This is a genomic window from Thalassomonas sp. RHCl1, from assembly GCF_947387555.1.
GTDB lineage: Bacteria > Pseudomonadota > Gammaproteobacteria > Enterobacterales > Alteromonadaceae > Thalassomonas.
Window position 1 is genome coordinate 471468 of the sequence record NZ_CANDNZ010000003.1, and the last position, 17784, is coordinate 489251.

Annotated in this window: 13 protein-coding genes; 6 read left to right on the forward strand and 7 right to left on the reverse strand. The window is 45.0% G+C overall.

The window, feature by feature from the left end:
- Positions 1-38 precede the first annotated feature (38 nt).
- From QL234_RS12430 to QL234_RS12445, 4 genes are all read right to left on the reverse strand, one after another.
- Complete coding sequence (locus tag QL234_RS12430; RefSeq protein ID WP_281558159.1) at positions 39-1877, reverse strand: cytochrome c peroxidase; 1839 nt, start codon at positions 1875-1877, stop codon at positions 39-41.
- A gap of 266 nt (positions 1878-2143) precedes the next feature.
- Entirely contained in the window at positions 2144-2815 is a 672-nt protein-coding gene (locus QL234_RS12435; RefSeq protein WP_281558160.1) for a response regulator, read from the reverse strand.
- A 2-nt stretch (positions 2816-2817) separates the two neighbouring features.
- Positions 2818-5001: an ATP-binding protein gene (locus QL234_RS12440; RefSeq protein ID WP_281558161.1), complete on the reverse strand. Its 2184-nt coding sequence runs from the start codon at positions 4999-5001 to the stop codon at positions 2818-2820.
- 222 nt (positions 5002-5223) lie between these two features.
- A complete protein-coding gene (locus tag QL234_RS12445) occupies positions 5224-5403 on the reverse strand; it encodes a hypothetical protein (RefSeq protein ID WP_281558162.1) in 180 nt (59 codons plus the stop codon).
- A 283-nt stretch (positions 5404-5686) separates the two neighbouring features.
- Here QL234_RS12445 and QL234_RS12450 point away from each other — a divergent pair, with 283 nt between their 5' ends.
- The 5 genes from QL234_RS12450 to QL234_RS12470 all read left to right on the forward strand — a co-directional run bounded on the left by QL234_RS12450 (position 5687) and on the right by QL234_RS12470 (position 11098).
- Entirely contained in the window at positions 5687-6715 is a 1029-nt protein-coding gene (locus tag QL234_RS12450) for a zinc-binding dehydrogenase (RefSeq protein ID WP_281558163.1), read from the forward strand.
- A 549-nt stretch (positions 6716-7264) separates the two neighbouring features.
- Positions 7265-8224: an MBL fold metallo-hydrolase gene (locus QL234_RS12455; RefSeq protein ID WP_281558164.1), complete on the forward strand. Its 960-nt coding sequence runs from the start codon at positions 7265-7267 to the stop codon at positions 8222-8224.
- A 211-nt stretch (positions 8225-8435) separates the two neighbouring features.
- Positions 8436-8867, forward strand: a complete 432-nt coding sequence (locus QL234_RS12460) for a MarR family transcriptional regulator (RefSeq protein WP_281558165.1) — start codon at positions 8436-8438, stop codon at positions 8865-8867.
- A gap of 605 nt (positions 8868-9472) precedes the next feature.
- Complete coding sequence (locus QL234_RS12465) at positions 9473-10144, forward strand: glutathione S-transferase (protein ID WP_281558166.1); 672 nt, start codon at positions 9473-9475, stop codon at positions 10142-10144.
- Between the two features lie 9 nt (positions 10145-10153).
- The gene (locus QL234_RS12470) at positions 10154-11098 is read left to right on the forward strand and encodes a glutathione S-transferase N-terminal domain-containing protein (RefSeq protein ID WP_281558167.1); all 945 of its coding nucleotides are present in this window, start codon (positions 10154-10156) and stop codon (positions 11096-11098) included.
- Positions 11099-11374: 276 nt separating this feature from the next.
- On the opposite strand, the gene QL234_RS12475 is transcribed toward QL234_RS12470, so the two are convergent.
- The 3 genes from QL234_RS12475 to QL234_RS12485 form a co-directional block, all read right to left on the reverse strand.
- On the reverse strand, positions 11375-12259 hold the full coding sequence (locus QL234_RS12475) for a hypothetical protein (protein ID WP_281558168.1): 885 nt from the start codon (positions 12257-12259) through the stop codon (positions 11375-11377).
- A 472-nt stretch (positions 12260-12731) separates the two neighbouring features.
- A complete protein-coding gene (locus QL234_RS12480; protein ID WP_281558169.1) occupies positions 12732-13670 on the reverse strand; it encodes a hypothetical protein in 939 nt (312 codons plus the stop codon).
- Positions 13671-14003: 333 nt separating this feature from the next.
- Positions 14004-16256 carry a pre-peptidase C-terminal domain-containing protein gene (locus tag QL234_RS12485; RefSeq protein WP_281558170.1) on the reverse strand — a complete coding sequence of 751 codons (2253 nt, stop codon included), beginning with the start codon at positions 16254-16256 and terminating at the stop codon, positions 14004-14006.
- Between the two features lie 576 nt (positions 16257-16832).
- Here QL234_RS12485 and QL234_RS12490 point away from each other — a divergent pair.
- The gene (locus QL234_RS12490; protein ID WP_281558171.1) at positions 16833-17750 is read left to right on the forward strand and encodes a polysaccharide deacetylase family protein; all 918 of its coding nucleotides are present in this window, start codon (positions 16833-16835) and stop codon (positions 17748-17750) included.
- The last annotated feature ends 34 nt before the right edge of the window (positions 17751-17784 follow it).

The window sequence follows — 17784 nt, forward strand, 5'->3', positions numbered from 1 at the left end:
CCAGGAAAAAGCCGGCAAGCTGTCCTGATTCGAGTGTTCTATAAGACGTTACCGTCCTTATCTACCGCATCAAGTTGATTGCCGTCCGGGCCGCCGTCTCTTGGCGGGATCAAAACATTGATCTCATTGCTGCCCGGCAGCGCACTCTTATCGGTCAGGGTGCGAAGAAATGCCGCCAGTTGGCTCACCTCTTCCTGGGTAAAGCCCCGGATCAGCGCATCCGGTCCACGGCCGGAACGGGCCACGGATTCGGCATTGGCCGCCAGCAGATATTCACCGCCGCCGCCGACAACCGTATCGCATTCCTGCTCGGTTAAATGGGCAAACTGGGGCAGCTGACAGGTTTCCTTGTCTCCATAAAATGCGGTCAACGAGCCGGTGGCATCATTATAATGTTCAACCACATCTTCCAGGGTGGAAAACACGCCTTTATCCCCGTAAGGCCCTGTGATACCGATATTTAGCAGGCTCGGCATACGGAACTGAAGTCCATCTCTGTTGCCGTCGGCCACAGCATTGATGCCGATTTGCGGATAGAAAGGCCCGCGGGTTCTTTCCGGGCTGAAAAACACCCCATCATGACAGTTGGCACAACCGGCACCGGCATAGAAAAACAGCGCACCGCGCTTTTCATCTTCGTTCAGGCTGTCGAGATCACCGTCAAGGTAGTCGAAGAAAGGGTTGTCGATAAAGAGGAAGGATGCTTCATAGGCCGCCAGCGCCCGGGCGACACGGGTAAAGTTGATATCTTCACTGCCAAAGGCCTGGTTGAATTCATCTTTCCAGTTCGGCTCTAACTTAGTGGCTATGTACTCGCGGTAGCTCTGGGGCGATTCAAAGTCACTGCTGTCGCCCATTTCTGCCGGGGCAGTCACCGGGAAGTGCGCCTGGGCGATCAACAGCCTTAACGGATCGGTATTATCAACCTCGTTATTAACCATGTCGCTAACATCGCTTTCCGGTGTGACAATTCTGTCAGGAGTTGACACACCGACCAGCTCGGGAGCGTTGGATTTGTCGATCTTGATGCGCTGATCCCAGAACATGCTCTCAACCCATAACGCCGAATTACAGATTTGCGGCGAGTTACGGCCAACTTCGGGCACAACATTACCGTCGCTGCGGCCAAGTCCAAGCAGCTCAGGATTATCGGCACTGACCCCAATCGGCAGTGACAGGCCGTCGCTGCCGCAGCCCAGGGCAGGATGATGACAGGAAGAGCAGGAGGTATCATCGTTCTGGCTTAAAGTTTTACTGTGAAAAAGGCGCATGCCCAGCTCGATCAGCGCGGGATCTTCCTGGCGTCTTAAGCGGGCAACATAGGCTCTGATATTCTCAAGCCCAGGTTTAAGCTGGTAATGTTCAATTGCCGTGGCCAGGCATTCATCGAGCTTTTCTGTCGGAATGTCCGCCAGCGCCGGTCGATCGCGGTCAGTGTAACCTTCACAGGCATCGGTTAGCCTCATACCGCCCAGACTGAAACCTGCGCCGTTTTGCATGCCATCGTTGTCATCACTGACCAGGGTTTTGGCGGTATCGGTATTGCTCGGTTCACTTCTGCTTTTGCTACTGCCCAAGGTGATAACATGGTAGCTGTAGCGGCTATCAGCACTCAGCCCGCTATCGAGAAAAGTGGTTTCTTTGGTCGAGCCAACCTTTTTACCGTCGCGATAAATCCGGTAGCTCTTCACGTCGCTGCTATCTTGCGGAGCTTGCCAGGACAAGTGTATTTCACTTGCCGAATGGGTGTTGACGATCAATTGTTGCGGGCTGGTCTCACCAGCCTGCCCCGCTGCTGACATAAGCAACAGCAACGGGAGAAATAGACGAATAAGTATATGAATAGAACTTTGCTTGACTGTTAAGTGTATATTCATTGGTTGCTTTCCTTAAATGTATGGCACTCAACAAGCTTGTTAAGCACCCTGATGCGTGTTGACGCACTTAATACAAAATACTCGCTAATTTTTGTATTGAAACTATGGGGCCAATGGCAATAAAGCCAATAGGCACGGCACCAACTGGCATAACGCCAGTTGGTCTTAGGGGGGCAAACAAAAGATACAATTAAAATATGCAGTGAATATGCAGAAAGGGAACTATTTCAGTTAGTTGACCGAAAAATAAAGCATAAAATGACCAATTATATGGCTTCGAACTTGTAGCCGGCACCATAAATGGAGCGAATAAAATCATGCTCTAGCGGCAATTGGCTTAATTTCTTACGTAAATTTCGGATATGGCTGTCCACGGTCCGGTCAGAAACATCGCGGTAATCCTGATAAACCAGATCGATAATTTGCCCACGGGAATAAATTCGGCTTGGGTTGGCGTAAAGCAAATGGAACAAGGCAAATTCTATCGCCGTCAATTCTACCGCCTGCCCCTGGTAGTTCAGACAAAAACTGTCGCTGTCCAGGATTAACTTTCCCGCCGCATTAGCGAGCTTGCCAAAGCGGCGTAAATTGGCTTTTACCCGGGCAACCACTTCTTTAACGCTATAGGGCTTGCAGACATAATCATCCGCCCCTATTTCCAGGCCGATGAGGCGGTCAACTTCTTCTATTTTGGCGGTGGCCATAATAATCGGCACTTCGGAAAATGCCCTCACCTCCCGACAAATTTCCAGGCCGTCTTTCCCCGGCAGGTGAATATCGAGAATGATCAGCGTCGGCGTATTACTTTTCACCCAGCCGACAACCTCGTTGCCGTCACTCAAATGCTTGGTGATAAAGCCCGCCGCCTGCAGATAAGTGGCGACAATATCTGCAATATCAAGATCATCTTCAACAATTAATATCATTTGTCCGTTCATGTTTATTCATCCGCCAGCGGCATTGTTATGTTAATACACAAGCCCCCCAAGTTTGAAAGTGACGCACCGATCTGCCCCTGGTGAGCTTCGATTATTTGCTTACATATATGTAACCCCAAACCACTGCTTTCCGTTGACATGGCTTGTGTCGTTATACTGCAATAACTATGATTAAACAAATCACTCAACTCACTTTCTGCCACCGCAGGGGCACTGTCTTTGATAAGCAATTCAACCGTTTGCTGGTGCTGCCTGGCAATAATAGTTAATTTTCCCGGTTGATGCGTATAACGCAGCGAATTTTTAATAATATTGGCAAACACTTGCGATAAACGACCCGGATCGGCAATCACGATTGCCGTGCCTTCGAGCTTAATCGAGGTTCTAAAAGACAGCCCTTTGGACTCCACCAGCGGCCGGTAGGCATTTATTTCCTGTTGCAGCCAAGACTTAAACAACAGCGCCTCAGGGTTTAAGCTCAAAGCCCCCATTTCCAATAACGATACCTGGCGTAAATCCTCAATACTAGTGGTCAGCTCCGCCAGGCGCTGATTGAGAATATCATGTGCCTGTTCGGGGTTTTTTACCATGCCGTCTTTCAGGGCTTCTAAATGTATCTGGATCACAGTGATCGGGTTTTTCAGATCATGGGCAACATTGGCGATAAACTGATTTTTTTGCTCCATCAGCGCCATAGCCAGCTTCGACTGCTCCAGGGCAATATGCTTTTTCTGGCTTTGACGTAAATAGAAAAAACTAAACAAAGCAAACAGACAAAGTGCGCTCATACCGGCATAAAACCACAGCCTTTGTTGCTCAGCTTGCTGCAATTGCACCTGGTTTTGCTTTTCCAATAGCTGTTGCTTGACCAGCGCGGTGTTTTTCTGGGCATTAAGTAAATTTATTTCATTTTGCTGCTGTTGCACGCTTTGTTCATCTTTAACTTTCGCTTTTTCACGTTCGAATTCTCGTAACTTCTTCAGGTAAAGTAGTGATTTAGCATAATCTCCCGCCTGTTCGTAAATACCACTGGCAGTTTCATATTTTTCGATATTCATGGCGATATGGCTAGTCTCGAAGGAGAGTGAAGCCTGAATACTTTTTACCGCCGATGGAATATCTCCTACGGCAAGGTAATAGTTGGCAAATGAAGTCTGCAGATCTTCATGAATCCGTTTAGAGTCAACATCTTTAACCAGGGCTTTTACTTTATTTAAGGTGCTGAGGCTGGCAGTAAAATTTTGCTGTTCAATGAATATTAAGACTTTTCCCAAATGCACTGTGGCTAAATCTTTTTTGCTCGAATGGTTCGCCATATAGCCCAGCGCATTGTCCATATAAGCTATGCCGTCATCATATTGCTGTAACCGGTAATAGTTAAAGGCCATTTTATAGTTTAAAGAAGCCAGGCTTCTTGCTGATTCATGACCTAAACCCTGAGCTTTTTTAAAATATTGCTGTGCTTGTTGATAGTTCCCTATTTCATGATGGAGGGTGCCAAGGGCGGTGTAAGATAAAAATAACCCGGACTTGTCATCAAGCAACAATTGCTCTTTAATCGCTGACGTCAATGCCGGTAAGGCGGCTTTAATATTACCGTACGAGGAAAGATGACTGGCTTTAATCGCCAACATCCGGGCTGATTTTTTGAAGTTTTTTTCTTTTTTAAGGGTCTCAATCGCCAATTGAAAATAAGGTTCAAATTTTTCGAGATCGGGGATCAACGCAACATTATTGGCCGCTTCGGTGTATATATTCCCCAACAACTCAGGGACATACTCTTTTGCCAGCGGCAATAACTGCTGTTCAATGATTTTTAATGCCACATCATTTTTATCTACCATGCGCTCGCTTTTTGCTAGCAGCAGTAACCCCTGCGCATGGGCTTTATATAACTGATTTTCTTCTGCAATCAACGCCAGCTGTTGATAGCTCGCTTTAACACCGTCAAAATCTCTATTTTTCCGCTGTGCCCGCATCACAAACAACATAGCTTGCGCCGTTAATGCCGGTTGCTGCTGTTGCTGCACCGAAGACAGCAAGGCAAGTGCCTGTTGCTCGGCATCATCGTCTTTTAATGAAATTTTCGCGATCGCCTGCTGCAAAGTTTCCTGGCTATGCTCAGCAAAAGTAAACGAAGAGAGACTTGCTAACAGTATAAAGGTGGCAAAAGAGAAACGTTTCATCGGGCTGTATCGAAAGAAAAAAACGGATTTAAACAAACCCGCTATTTTTAGTCAATGGCTTATCTTCTGGAAAAAACCGCATCAAGTGACGCCCCTCCTTAGCATGTTAATCTTTCGTATCTTAATGTTAAACATAGCGTTATTATTAATATCCCCCTGCTTACTTTGCCTTGGTTTGCTTAATCATCAACCACCTTCAACAGCATTCAGGGGCAGTATTTATTACCTTGATTCTTTATCGCGGTTAAATAAAACATAGAGGGCTTGCGCCCGGGCTTCTCTTTTAGCATTTATCAAGGGCTTCGCCATGACTTTTGCAGCAGTTTGTTTTTCTTGGAGTTCTTCTACATTGACATCATTGTCAGAATGACTTTCCATAGATGAGAATGCTAATTTATTCATGTAATGCCTAATGGTTTTTATTTGCAAGCATATTCAACCTTAGTGCTTGTTCAGCGGTTTTTTTTTTTGACTGCCCGGACGGCAGGTTTCAATGATGATTACCGTTTTACTAAAAAGATAAAATAATTGGCGTTATGATTTTTCCCTATGATAAAAAAGAAATGTGCACTGAATATGCAGAAATCAAATTTACAGACACCCGGAAGTTAACCTCAGGCTTAAGCAGATAAACGATGGGCAAACGTTATTTACGTAAATCGACTGAGATGATAAGAATCCTCTTATGGTAACAACAAGAAATGTATGGAAAACCAGCCACGCCGGAGCTATTAAGCGCTTAAAGCCGAGCACAGAAGAGCTAGCTAAGCTGGCTCCGGATTCGGTCCGGATAGAAGTCAAAGCCGTTGGCTTAAATTTCGCCGATATCTTCGCCTTAACCGGCCTTTATTCCGCCACCCCGAAAGGTGCTTTTATTCCCGGTTTGGAGTATTCGGGGGTTGTCACGGCACTTGGCGACAAAGTCACTGATTTTAAAGTCGGCGACCGCATCATGGGAGTTACGCGTTTCGGGGGCTATGTCGACAAACTCGATACTAAACCTGAACACCTGCAGTTGTTACCTGAAAACTGGAGTTTCGAACAGGGCGCCGCCTACCTGGTACAAACCTTAACCGCCTGGTATGCCCTGACAGAACTGGGCAATATTAAAAAAGGCCAGCAGGTACTGGTGCAAAGCGCAGCTGGCGGTGTCGGTTTGCAAGCAATGAAAATCTGCCAGGCATTAGGTGCCCACCCCGTGGGGTTTGTCTCCAGTGAAGAAAAAGCAGCTTTGTTAAAATCCCTGGGTTTTGAGCAAAGTTTTGTCCGCAAGCAGCCTTTTGCTGGCCAGTTAATACAACTTAACATCACCCCAGATCTGGTGCTGGATGCCATCGGCGGCGAAGTACAATACGCCAGTTTCAATGCCTTAAAGCCTATGGGACGCCTGGTGGTCTTTGGCGCAGCCGAGTTTACTCCCGGCAAAAATCGCCCGAATTATCTTAAAGCCGCCTGGCAATACCTGAAGCGACCCAAGTACGATGTGATGGAAATGATCAGCGAAAATAAATCCGTGATGGCATTTAATTTGATCTGGTTGTGGCAGGAAACCGGTTTAATGGCTGAACTAGTGTCACAGATGGGCCGTATTGATATAGCAGCCCCTTATGTTGGTCACACTTTTGCCTTTTCACAGGCACACCAGGCGCTCGAATGTCTAAGATCGGGAAAAACTGTCGGCAAAGTGGTGTTAACACTAACATCAGACGACTAGCCCAGTGTACAGCTCAACAAGGTGTACTGCCTTGGTTTTCATGCATCCGGTTATTTTATATGAACAGGTAAAATAAAAAGGCACCCGATAAGTGCCTTCGATGCTTTATAACATCTGTTTTTCGTTATAACTTTTTATATCTTCGTGAGAATAAACCCGACATAGCCAAGGCAGAAATCGCGAGGGTTGAGGGCTCCGGCGCGCTTGACCAGCATTAGAGTTAAAACCCTGTCCCGGGCCATAGTCCCCTTTGGCAGGGCGCTGCCAAAGAGACGTTAAGCCTTTCCGGCTCACCGCTATTGACCACCGCAATCAAAACTCCCGACAAGGACCATAGCGAGTTTTAGGCAACAACCAATAACACAAGCAGCTTCGGCTTAAATCCGATATCGAACCGCTAACACCAGCATGTTTTTTCAACGTAAAAAACCACAGGTTCATCTCAAAGACATTCGTTTAAAGCCAGTGCTTTGTTATAAAAAAAACAAGCCCATCAATGCGTCATAACTTGATGATTCAAAAATTAAGCGGTTAAAAATATAGGAAGTTATGTTGAAAATCTTTAAACAAATTCTACTCCCCCTCGCCTTGACGGGCTTATTGGCCAACAGCGCGCAGGCAACCAGAGCCGCCTTTGATTTTTCGGTGACCCCCATTGCCAAAAATGTTTATAGCTTAGTTGCTCCCTCATTTGGCTTGCCGACACCTGAAAACAAAGGCTGGAATTCCAATAGTCACTTTGTGGTTACCGACAAAGGCGTGCTGGTATTTGACACCGGCTCCTCCGAAGCCATTGGTAAAGAAATTAAAAAGGCCATTAAGTCAGTCACGGATAAACCTGTATTATGGGTGGTTAATTCTCACAGTCATGCCGATCACTGGCTGGGTAATGCCGCGTTTACCAATAGCGGCGCCGAGATCATCGCCAGTAGCCAAGCGGCAACGACCATGAAGAAGTATGGGCAGCAAGATATCGATGCATTTTCCCGCATGACCAAAGGAGCAACCGGCACTACCCATATGACATATCCGATATCGCTATTGGCCCAAAGGGAAAAACGCAACCTGGGCGGAATGGAGGTTGAATTTATCTTTTCCAATGACGGCCATTCTCCTGGAGATGTATTAATGTGGCTGCCGGAGCAAAAAATCGTCTTTGGCGGTGATGTCTTAAATTCTGACTGGATGCCGATCATGACGCCGCATGCCAATATCCCGAATCTGATTGATACCCTTTATGCCGTGGCAGACCTGGCCCCCGCTGTTGTCTTAACCGGACACGGCAGTGCAACCACAGTCAAGTCGGTTAAACGGGATGCTGACTTGTTAGCCGGTGTCTGGAAGCTGGTAAAAGACGGTTATAACAAGGATAAAAAGCAAAATGAAATCTTGTCACAAGCCAAGGCTATACTGGGGCCAAAATACAAAGCCTTATATAAAAATTTCGATTCACAAATCAAGCAACACGTTAAGCAAATGTATAAAAAACAGCAAGAGCAGGTGATTTAATACCTGTCTTTTGTTAAGCGCCCAGCTCGGCGAACTTGCGTGAAATGCTCAGCTAAAAAATATGGAGCGAAGATCTGATATTGCCTCGGGGCAGGACAGCCCCGAAAAATACCAGCATTTCGATATAAATTTGAGTATTGGCGGATAAATTTTTGATAATATAACCGGTATTCAATGATAAGGCCCAGTGTTTTAAATAAAGGCAGAAGCAATGGCAAATAAACTAGCGATAATCAACGCTGATATCGATACTCCTAAAAAAGTAATGGCGCTAATTGCTTGTATAGGCCAAGAAATAAAAACAGAAATGACACGCAAGCTCAAAAACACCGGCCTGTCTTTAATTCAGCTCGAGATATTGCACGCATTGTCACATACCAAGGATAAACGTCTTACCGTAAACCAGATAAAATCGGTGATGACAGATGAAAGCCCCAATGTATCTCGCGCATTAAATAAACTCATGGAAGCTGGTTTTATTGAAAAAGTCAGGAGCAGTGAAGATCAGCGGATTGTACATATTCATATCACTCAAGCCGGTGAAAATGCCCATGTGGAAGCTGATAAGGAACTGCTTTCGCTGGCCTCTCCCTTGACCCGGGAAGATTCGGAAGCACTACTTCACTTATTAAAAAAGATATAACCGCAAGCTTAATTCGATAAGATCTAGCAGCCTCATCAGTGCCAAAAGAGAAGTGCGGGTGTCATTTTAATCTGACATCTTTCAGCACACGCCTAACAACGAGTTCTTTATCCCCCCGGCAACTACAAGCTTGCCAAAAGCCACCTATTGCACTCTTTCACATGATTCTTTATCTCTTTTTTAGACGGCTTCTCTTTTCCTAATAACGCGTTATCTCTTATTGAAATGAGCATGGCTGTCCACAATTGAATACTTGATTCAGGTTGATCAACTAATAGTTTATTCTTAAAGAACTCAATTAAGCTGTTACGGGTATCATCTGGGCCTTGTTCAAAAAAGTGATTGATAACCTCTGGCTCATTTATACATTCAGAGATTAATCATCGGTAAGTTGCTATGTGCTCACCGGTTAAGTGAGCATTAATAAAACCAGTAGCAAATTGCTCAAACGCCACTTGCGTCTCATTCTGCTCTATATGCCTGCAATAACCTTGATGTGACTGCTCCTCCCGAGTTCTGGTTAACCAGAACAAAAATTTAATTCACTTGATATTATATTCCATGGAATATAATATCGCGGAATACAACTTATTGAGCAAACAAATATGTTAACACTACATCATTTAGAAAATTCACAGTCGATCAGAGTGCTTTGGCTTTTAGAGGAGTTAGAGTATGACTATCAAATTCAGCACTATAAGCGCGACTCAGCAACCTCCCTTGCTCCTGAAAACTATAAAGCATTGCATATAATGGGAACTTCTCCCTGTATTACCGATGGTGCCCTGGTTTTACCCGAAACGAATGCAATCCTCGATTACATCATGGACAAAGTTGATGAGACAGCTTTACGGCCGGATTGTCAATCCAGTCTCAGAACAAATTATTTGTACTGGTACCATGCCGCTCAGGCTTCATTTATGCCCCTCTTATTAGAATCACTAATTTTTAAACGCATGGTCAATAAAGCACCTGCGATCATACGCCCGATTATTCGTTTGGTTGTCAAAAAAGTTAAAGAAAACTATCTGGATATGCGACTAGGTAAGATGTTATCGCAGATTGAATCAAGGCTTGCTGAATCTAAATGGTTCGCGGGGGATAGCTTTACCGCCGCTGATATAGTGATGGGTTATTGTATGGAGGTCGCCAACGTCAGGGTTGGTATGGATGATAGATATCCTAATGCTCAACGATTTTTAACACAAATGCGGCAAAGACCTGCCTATAAAAGAGCAATGGATAAAAACGGCATATTCGAACCATTAGCCCAGTAGAGGTTTCCCGTGACATCAAACATCATTCTGCATCGAAATTTAGGCTCTCCTTACGCCGAGAGAGCGAGGTTGTTACTTGATTATGCCGGTCTTGACTGGAATTCTTGTTTTACCACTAAAAATTACCCCAGGCCAACCCTGGAAATTTTATCTGGTGGCTATAGTCGGCGAATACCTGTACTGCAAATAGGCGCAGATATCTATTGTGACGCTTATGGAATAATGACAGAAATTGCCAGTAGAAGTGGGATGCAGGAACTACACCCTCAAACCCTTGACGGTAAAACTCAAGAGCTTTATCAATTCATTGAAACTATCGGGAACAATGCCATCCTAAGCTCTTTTACCATTTTTGATTTTTTAAAGGGCTATTTCAAAAACCTTCCTTTAAAAGACGCTATAGCATTCTTTAGTGATAGGAAAAAACTGCTCAAAACGGATCCAAGCCTGAAAAAACTCAGAGACCGAAAAGCAAGTTTGCCTGTTGCCCAAAGTTATTTGCACAAACTCAATGAATGCTTGAGTGCTGCTTCATACCTGAGCAGAAATTCATCGCCGTCCGCACCAGACTTTGCTGCTTTCACTATGATTTGGTATCAAAATATGCTGACAAATTCTAAGGTGATTCAGCCATACAAGAATCTTATTTCATGGTTTGAATTCATGTCCTCTCACCTTAAAAGCGCAGACCAAAAGGTTGACGAGATAACGGCTTTAACAATCGCAAAAGAGCATACTCCTCAATCGGTTCCTGATGAAATGACTTCTTCACCGAACCTGGGGAAAAAGTTCGATATCATTCCAAGCGATATCTTTGGCAGAGCATTAAATATTCCGCTATCCGGCACCTTAGTCGGGGAAAATAAGAGCACATATATTCTAAAAAGAGATACGCCTGAAATTGGCACTGTTCACGTACACATACCCAAAAAATGTACCGGTGCCTGCGGGTAACATTTTATAAAACCAATGCAAACTACTTGCAGCGCATAGCGATGTTATCTGTAGAAAAAGGACTTAAGCCTGAATGACATAAGGTTTAGCTACTGACAGTGGAGCAGCCAGTGATGAATAGCTAAAAGGCGCAAATATTTTTTAAATATAAGGCTAGCGGATTAAACAGGCCTGACAGAAACTTTCACAAACCGATTATCTGTCAGCCCTTCCCTGTTAATATGTACGACACCCATTAAAAATGCCGTACATTATATCAAGTATGAAAACCTAACGTTATTTAGACTGGCCGGTTATTTTGATCATAACGTCATCACCCGAAGAGGTATCCAGGCCATTAATTTTACAGTCGAATTTATCACCTTCATAACTATTAAAGCTGATCACCTGCCCGGTTGTTACATTGCTGCATTCTACCGTGATAGGGTCAAGACCGCTGATCGCCCCCATGATATTTGTGCTTTCATGTAAGGTTACTGTGCTGCTGGCCTCAGAATAATCGATCCAAATCTCTGCATCATTACCGTCAGCCAAAGTACCTTGCAAAATAGCATAACCGCGCTCCTGGGCGCCATTTTCCAACCCGTTGGAAATATCAGCAACACCGTTTGCGAAACTGACAGCTTCACCGTTCAGGCTCCAGTTGGTGCCCACTAGTTTTAAATGAGCCACCTTATCTGCAGAATTTGCCGGGGAAAGCCTGATGCCTTTATTAAAAACTCCCCCTTCAATCGTGACATTATCGTAGATATTGATAAGGTGCGCCTGCTCACTGAATTCTCCGTTTGAGATAGTCAAACCATCATTAATAGGCGATACGTAAAATTCAGCAAAACTGCCGCCATTAACGGTTATTGCTTCACCCGGGTACATAACAGTGACTTTTTCGTGAAAAACGGTCCCGGAAAAGGAAACCCCTTTAATGGAGCGCAGGAAAATACCACCGTAGACCTCACCACCGTTAAAGACAAAATCCCCGGTGTAGAAGCTGGAGTTAAAGCCATCTGTGCGTTTCAAAATAGTACTGCCCGGTTCCATGGTAATACTAAGACGTGAATTGAACTGGCCGTCAGCTTGCTGCCAGGTATCGCCTTCATTTAACACCAATGCATAACTTGGGAAAGTGATGAAAATCAAAATCATCATAAATAATCGATTCATATGGGTTCCTTTTAAAAATAATAAAGAAAAATACTAATAACCATGTTCTTTGGTGTATTCCAAATCCTGAATTTTCGACCATAATATGGAAAAAGAGTAACCAGGCTACTCAACACCAAAACTTATTTTACATTTTATTTACAAAAACAACATAAACATTAAGATAAAGGAAAAAAATAAAATGTTATAAATTGTAACAAGTTAGCTATGGTATTCCTCCTGAACATGCCAGCCCTTATCCCGAATTGAATTTTAACAGCCGGGAATCAACCTTTGGAAAAATCAGATACCCGAAAACTAACTTGCCGGATACATTGGCGGGCAAATGGCCCTTCTGGCTGATGAGCGAACTCGCCTGACACAGGTAGATAAACAACAAGTTTTTTTGGGGGGCGCGATATATTTGAGAAGGGACTCAGGTAAACAGTAAAACCTGTAATGAGCCCCTGTTATCCATGTTATGGATAATTTTTTAGTTGTCCGTGTTTGTTGCCAATTGCTCGGATATTCCTTGTTGCTTGTTGCGGTTAATCCCCTTTTCCATCAAGGAGTTTTGGTTTCGACGATAGAAAAATACCAGGGAAAAGCCGATCAGGTACATGGTCAGCGAATACATACCCGCCGGAATTGCAACCATACTGCCGTTTTCCATGACCGTCAGCGCAATAAACATTGCCAGCGCAGAACTTTGAATGCAGGCTTCAATATAAATGGTAAAGCGGTCTCTCATTGAGGGAGAGAGCATTTTCAGCATAAGCATCACACAAGCCAGAATAAACAAGGTCATGCCCATTATGGTTGCCCCAAGTACAGGCAAATAGGTAAGTAGATTCTGCCATTCCTTAATAACAATCAAACCCGCTAAAAAGATCAAAAAAGCAAGACCGAACGGACCGGTTTTCTCAGCAATTTTCTCGCCCCAAACAGGAAAATAACGACTGATCGCTATGCCTATCATGACAGGCAACAAGGTCATAAAAAATAATCTTTTTAATATTTCCAGCTGCGGTATATCAAGCGGCATCGCAGTGCTGAAAATAGCCTGAGCGCTGATTTCCAGAATCAATGGCATGGTAAGCAATACCGCCAGGCTGGAAAATGTGGTCAGGGCAATAGAAAGGGCAAGGTTCCCCTTACCCAGGTGACAAAATAAGTTAGAACTTGTGCCACCGGGGCAACAGGCAAGCAGCATAATCCCCAGCTTGAACTCAGCCTGCATATCAACCGTTAGCACCACCAGCGCAGCACAAACCGGCACGATGGCAAGTTGTGCCAGCAACCCCAGCCCCAGCACTTTTTTATTGCGCAGTGCCGTAGTCAACGCCTGGGTAGTGAGGGTGGTTCCTAACCCCAGCATCATCAAAAACATCGCCAGCGGTACAATCACTGTTAGTAAAACACCATTATTCATAATCAACCAAGGGGTAAATAGGAATTGTTCAGCATTTTATGGTTGTTTTTAAATATTGGCGTTAGTAAATATGCCCTAACGATGAGATTGAGCTTTCATTGTAATTAATGCTTGGATAGCCAAATTTGCCTGTTTATCTGGATGTGTGAAGTACATCAGGCCATGTTTAAGCGCTATGTCTTTAGAAACTATGCACTAATAAAGATATTAGGCAAAGAGAACCTGACGAGGCTCATACAAACAAAACCCCTTGCTTGAACACCATTTCAAACAAGGGGCAAACTTAAATGTTTAACGCTATTACCAGGCCATCTTCAGTGATGACCAGGTAACTTACTGATAACTCCACTGCTCATCGACACCCGAGACCGCACTGTAGGCATGCACACCAACATGCCAGGTTCCTGCTGCTGGATTGTTGATAACACAAGACTCTGTATTAGAACTTGTCCACGAACGGCAATCATATGAGCTCGTGCCCGGCTCTGAGCCAGATCTTAGATAAAGATCAGCATCGCCTGAGCCGCCACTGGTTTCTACCGTCAATCTGGCCGTCCCGGCGGGGACTTCAATGGTATGACGAAACCAAGTCTTTGAGCTTAAACTGATATCAAGATTACTGCCGCTATCGCCACTGCCTCCGGTTTGATAGCTGCCCACTAAAGAGACACCGGAATAACTGCTATAGGCACGGATCATGACATAGTAGGTGCCCTGTTGTGCGCTAAAGCTGCAATCTTCATTATTGCCGCCGGCATAAGGACGGCAGTCATAGTCATTTTCGGTTGGCTTGGCGCCGAACCTGACATACAAATCCGCATCGCCTGAGCCGCCCGACATGTTAAAGCTGACATTGGTAGCATCTGCCGGTACCGCAAGGTGAAATTCCTGTTCATTGCCGGTTGAGTCTGCCAGTCCTGAAACCGGTACACCATTGGTTAATTTACCCTGGTCCGGATCGGCCAAAGCAACGGTTTTGCTGACGGAGTCCTGCTGGCCGTCATTGTCGGTAACCGTGAGCGTTACGGTATAGCTGCCATAAGCGCCATAGGTATGGCTTGGGTTAGTACCGTTACCATTACCGTTATCGCCAAAGCTCCAGGCATAGCCGGTAATGGTGCCGTCGCTGTCGGTTGAGCCCGAACCATCGAAATTACAGCTTAAGTCAGTACAGTTGAAGCTGAAGCTGGCATTGGGTACCCCGGGATCACTGCCGCTACCTTCCATGCCGTCAATAGCCAAAGAGCCTGTATTGGCGGCATCTAACCAATTACTGGCCCCATTGTTCCAGCTTACAGATAAAGCGCCATACCAGTCCGGTGAGTTATTACCGCAGGCGGCACTGCCGCCGTGCAACTGGCCAATTACCCGTTTGTTTTGATCAAATAAAGGCGAACCAGAAGAGCCGGGTTCGGTGGTGCCCAAATCCCAGTCGATAACCTGAACATGGGTGCCGTTGGCATTTGGTGTACTGCTGCTGTAGTTGGTGCGCACCACATTATCGTTTTCAAAGCTGATACGCTTCTCATCAACATTGGGATGGTGGATGCCCACCGCCGAAGTATTCAAGGTCGCATTGGCATTCCAACCGGACAAGTAAACATTATGGGATTGATCAAACGGGTCATCCAATTCCACCAGGGTAAAGTCGGAACTACTGTTACCCGCCCTGAAAATAGCGCCGGTATTAAACTGGTTCAATTGACCGTCGCCGTTGCCGCCGCTGTCGCCGCTGCCGGGCTCGCGGCAATAACTGTTCTCAAAATTCCAGTAGGTCACTAAAGATGCGGCATTGCTTGCAGAAATGCCGCAATGGTCGGCAGTCAGGAAATAACCTTTACCGTCATTGGCGGTATTATTGAGTGCGCTGCCGGTACAAAACAGCGAACCACCGGTGCTGTAGGCGGCAACCGAGCGAATTTGCCGGCGCCAGTCATCCCCCTCGGGGCAAACGACATCAACGTTACACGATCCGGATAACAACCGGGATTCCTGAAAGACATTGTAAATATCTTTGCCGATATAACCGTGATTGACGGAAGTGAGTTCAAGCCTTAAAAACTCCACTTTATCGGACGGGATATTCACTTCAATGATCACGGCATCGCCGGAAATCATCGGCGTCCACAGTTGTCCGTGATCTTCATTATCCTTAGCGGTAAACGGGCGAATGATCTGCTCGCCGTCTGCCGAATAAACAAACAGCGCCCCGCCTTCAGGCATATAAAACTCTTTAAAGCCAAGGTTTAAAGACAAGGCGCCGGGAGAGCTGATCTTGGTGCGCCAAAGGGAGTATGCTGCCTGCCCCTTAATGGCCGGTAGAGATGTCCAATCAGATTCGGCTTTAATGGAAACCGCTATCGGCTCAGCAAACTGCAACACAGGTTCACTTGCCGAAGCTGCCCGTTTCGCGTCACGGGCCCGAAGCACTTCATTATCCAAAGCGCTCATGGTCACTTGGGGAGCGGCTTGCAGTGTGTGTCCGCTGCTTAACGACATGGGTGAAGTGGGAGGCTCTGCCGAAAACACTGTGCTGGATGCCAGTGCCATTATTATAGAGGTATATTTCAATATTCCTTTGTACATGAATTCATCCTTATTATTATATATTTTTCAAATCAATAGATTCAGGATGTCGTGCCAACGCTTATTTCATACCAACTAAAATCTAGCCTCCTACTGCCAACCGAACGCAATCAAACCGCTAAAATGAAAAATTTATATCTATACACATATTAAAAAAAAGTAATCGATGCGTTATTCCCAATAGGAAAATACCGCCTTCGAAAGGTGATCTGAAGTAAAGTTTCAGAGGGAAAATATATAGTTCAGGTTTTAACACCTGTCAATTAATCAAAGAAAAACAAGCTGATATATTAGCTATAACAAGGCTATAGTAAGTCCGAAGTTTATTTCCTGGCGTTCCTTACGGATAAGCCCTTGCCATTAACTGACATTTATCGTCTAATAACAATTAGTTAACATAGACATTGTTCTTCCAGCAGAGAACTTCGCCTCATATGTTGTTCCCTATGCCCGGCGTACGCAAAAATGCTTACTGTCGCGGCTTTTCGCAAAGAACAAGCAAAAACACACACCTGCAAGTCTCCGATGCTTGCGGCATATTTTAAAATATTAACCAGCCAGTAGGAGATAGGCAGCATGTACCGGCTTTTAGTTTTATTGATGACCTTTTTCACTGCTATTTCAGCACACGCTCAAGAAATAGCCATTACCATTGACGACGCGCCACGCGCTGATTCAAGATTATTCTCCGGGGAAGAGAGAACACAAAAGCTGATTGCAAACCTTAAAAAAGCCAAGGTACCTGATGCGCTGTTTTTTGTAACCACAAATCACATCACGGAAAAATCAAAGAAACGCCTTGAAGCCTACACTGAAGCCGGATTCCACCTTGCCAATCACAGCCATAGCCATTTTTCCGCACATAAAAAAGATCTTGAAACCTACCTTGCCGACATCACACTGGCCCATAATAAATTGCAAGCTTTTGACAATCTTGTTCCCCTTTACAGATACCCGTATCTGCACGAGGGCAAGGATAGACAAACACGAGATCGTATTCGCCAGCATCTGCAGGACATGAATTATAAAAACGGTTACGTTACTGTCGATAACTACGATTGGTATATGGACAGTTTACTGCAAAGAGCTTTAGCAAACGATAAAGAAATAGATTACGAGGCACTAAAGAAGGCTTATGTTACCACCCTTTGGGAATCCATTGTTTTTTACGATAACATCGGCCGTAAAGCGCTAAAGCGCTCGCCAAAACATGTGTTGTTGCTTCACGAAAATGATCTGGCAGCTTTATTTATCGATGATTTGATTGAGTATATCCGCTTGCAGGGCTGGAAGATTATTTCTCCTCAAGAGGCCTATGAAGATCCCATTGCTTCTACCGTTCCCGATGTTTTATTCAACGGCCAGGGAAGAGTCGCGGCAATCGCCAGAAGTAAGGGCTGGGATAAAAAGTTGCTTATAGATGAAGGCTCAAGTGAAGATTACCTGGATGAATATTTTAAAAATAATAATGTATTCAAACAAAGTACCAAATAACAAACTATTACAGCAGAAAAACGGCTAAATACGG

What these genes read in the sequence shown, in the direction of transcription:
- QL234_RS12430 (WP_281558159.1), bottom strand. Translation starts at nt 1,877, where the DNA reads ATGAATATACACTTAACAGTCAAGCAAAGTTCTATTCATATACTTATT.
- QL234_RS12435 (WP_281558160.1), bottom strand. Translation starts at nt 2,815, where the DNA reads ATGAACGGACAAATGATATTAATTGTTGAAGATGATCTTGATATTGCA.
- QL234_RS12440 (WP_281558161.1), bottom strand. Translation starts at nt 5,001, where the DNA reads ATGAAACGTTTCTCTTTTGCCACCTTTATACTGTTAGCAAGTCTCTCT.
- QL234_RS12445 (WP_281558162.1), bottom strand. Translation starts at nt 5,403, where the DNA reads ATGAATAAATTAGCATTCTCATCTATGGAAAGTCATTCTGACAATGAT.
- QL234_RS12450 (WP_281558163.1), top strand. Translation starts at nt 5,687, where the DNA reads ATGGTAACAACAAGAAATGTATGGAAAACCAGCCACGCCGGAGCTATT.
- QL234_RS12455 (WP_281558164.1), top strand. Translation starts at nt 7,265, where the DNA reads ATGTTGAAAATCTTTAAACAAATTCTACTCCCCCTCGCCTTGACGGGC.
- QL234_RS12460 (WP_281558165.1), top strand. Translation starts at nt 8,436, where the DNA reads ATGGCAAATAAACTAGCGATAATCAACGCTGATATCGATACTCCTAAA.
- QL234_RS12465 (WP_281558166.1), top strand. Translation starts at nt 9,473, where the DNA reads ATGTTAACACTACATCATTTAGAAAATTCACAGTCGATCAGAGTGCTT.
- QL234_RS12475 (WP_281558168.1), bottom strand. Translation starts at nt 12,259, where the DNA reads ATGAATCGATTATTTATGATGATTTTGATTTTCATCACTTTCCCAAGT.
- QL234_RS12480 (WP_281558169.1), bottom strand. Translation starts at nt 13,670, where the DNA reads ATGAATAATGGTGTTTTACTAACAGTGATTGTACCGCTGGCGATGTTT.
- QL234_RS12485 (WP_281558170.1), bottom strand. Translation starts at nt 16,256, where the DNA reads ATGTACAAAGGAATATTGAAATATACCTCTATAATAATGGCACTGGCA.
- QL234_RS12490 (WP_281558171.1), top strand. Translation starts at nt 16,833, where the DNA reads ATGTACCGGCTTTTAGTTTTATTGATGACCTTTTTCACTGCTATTTCA.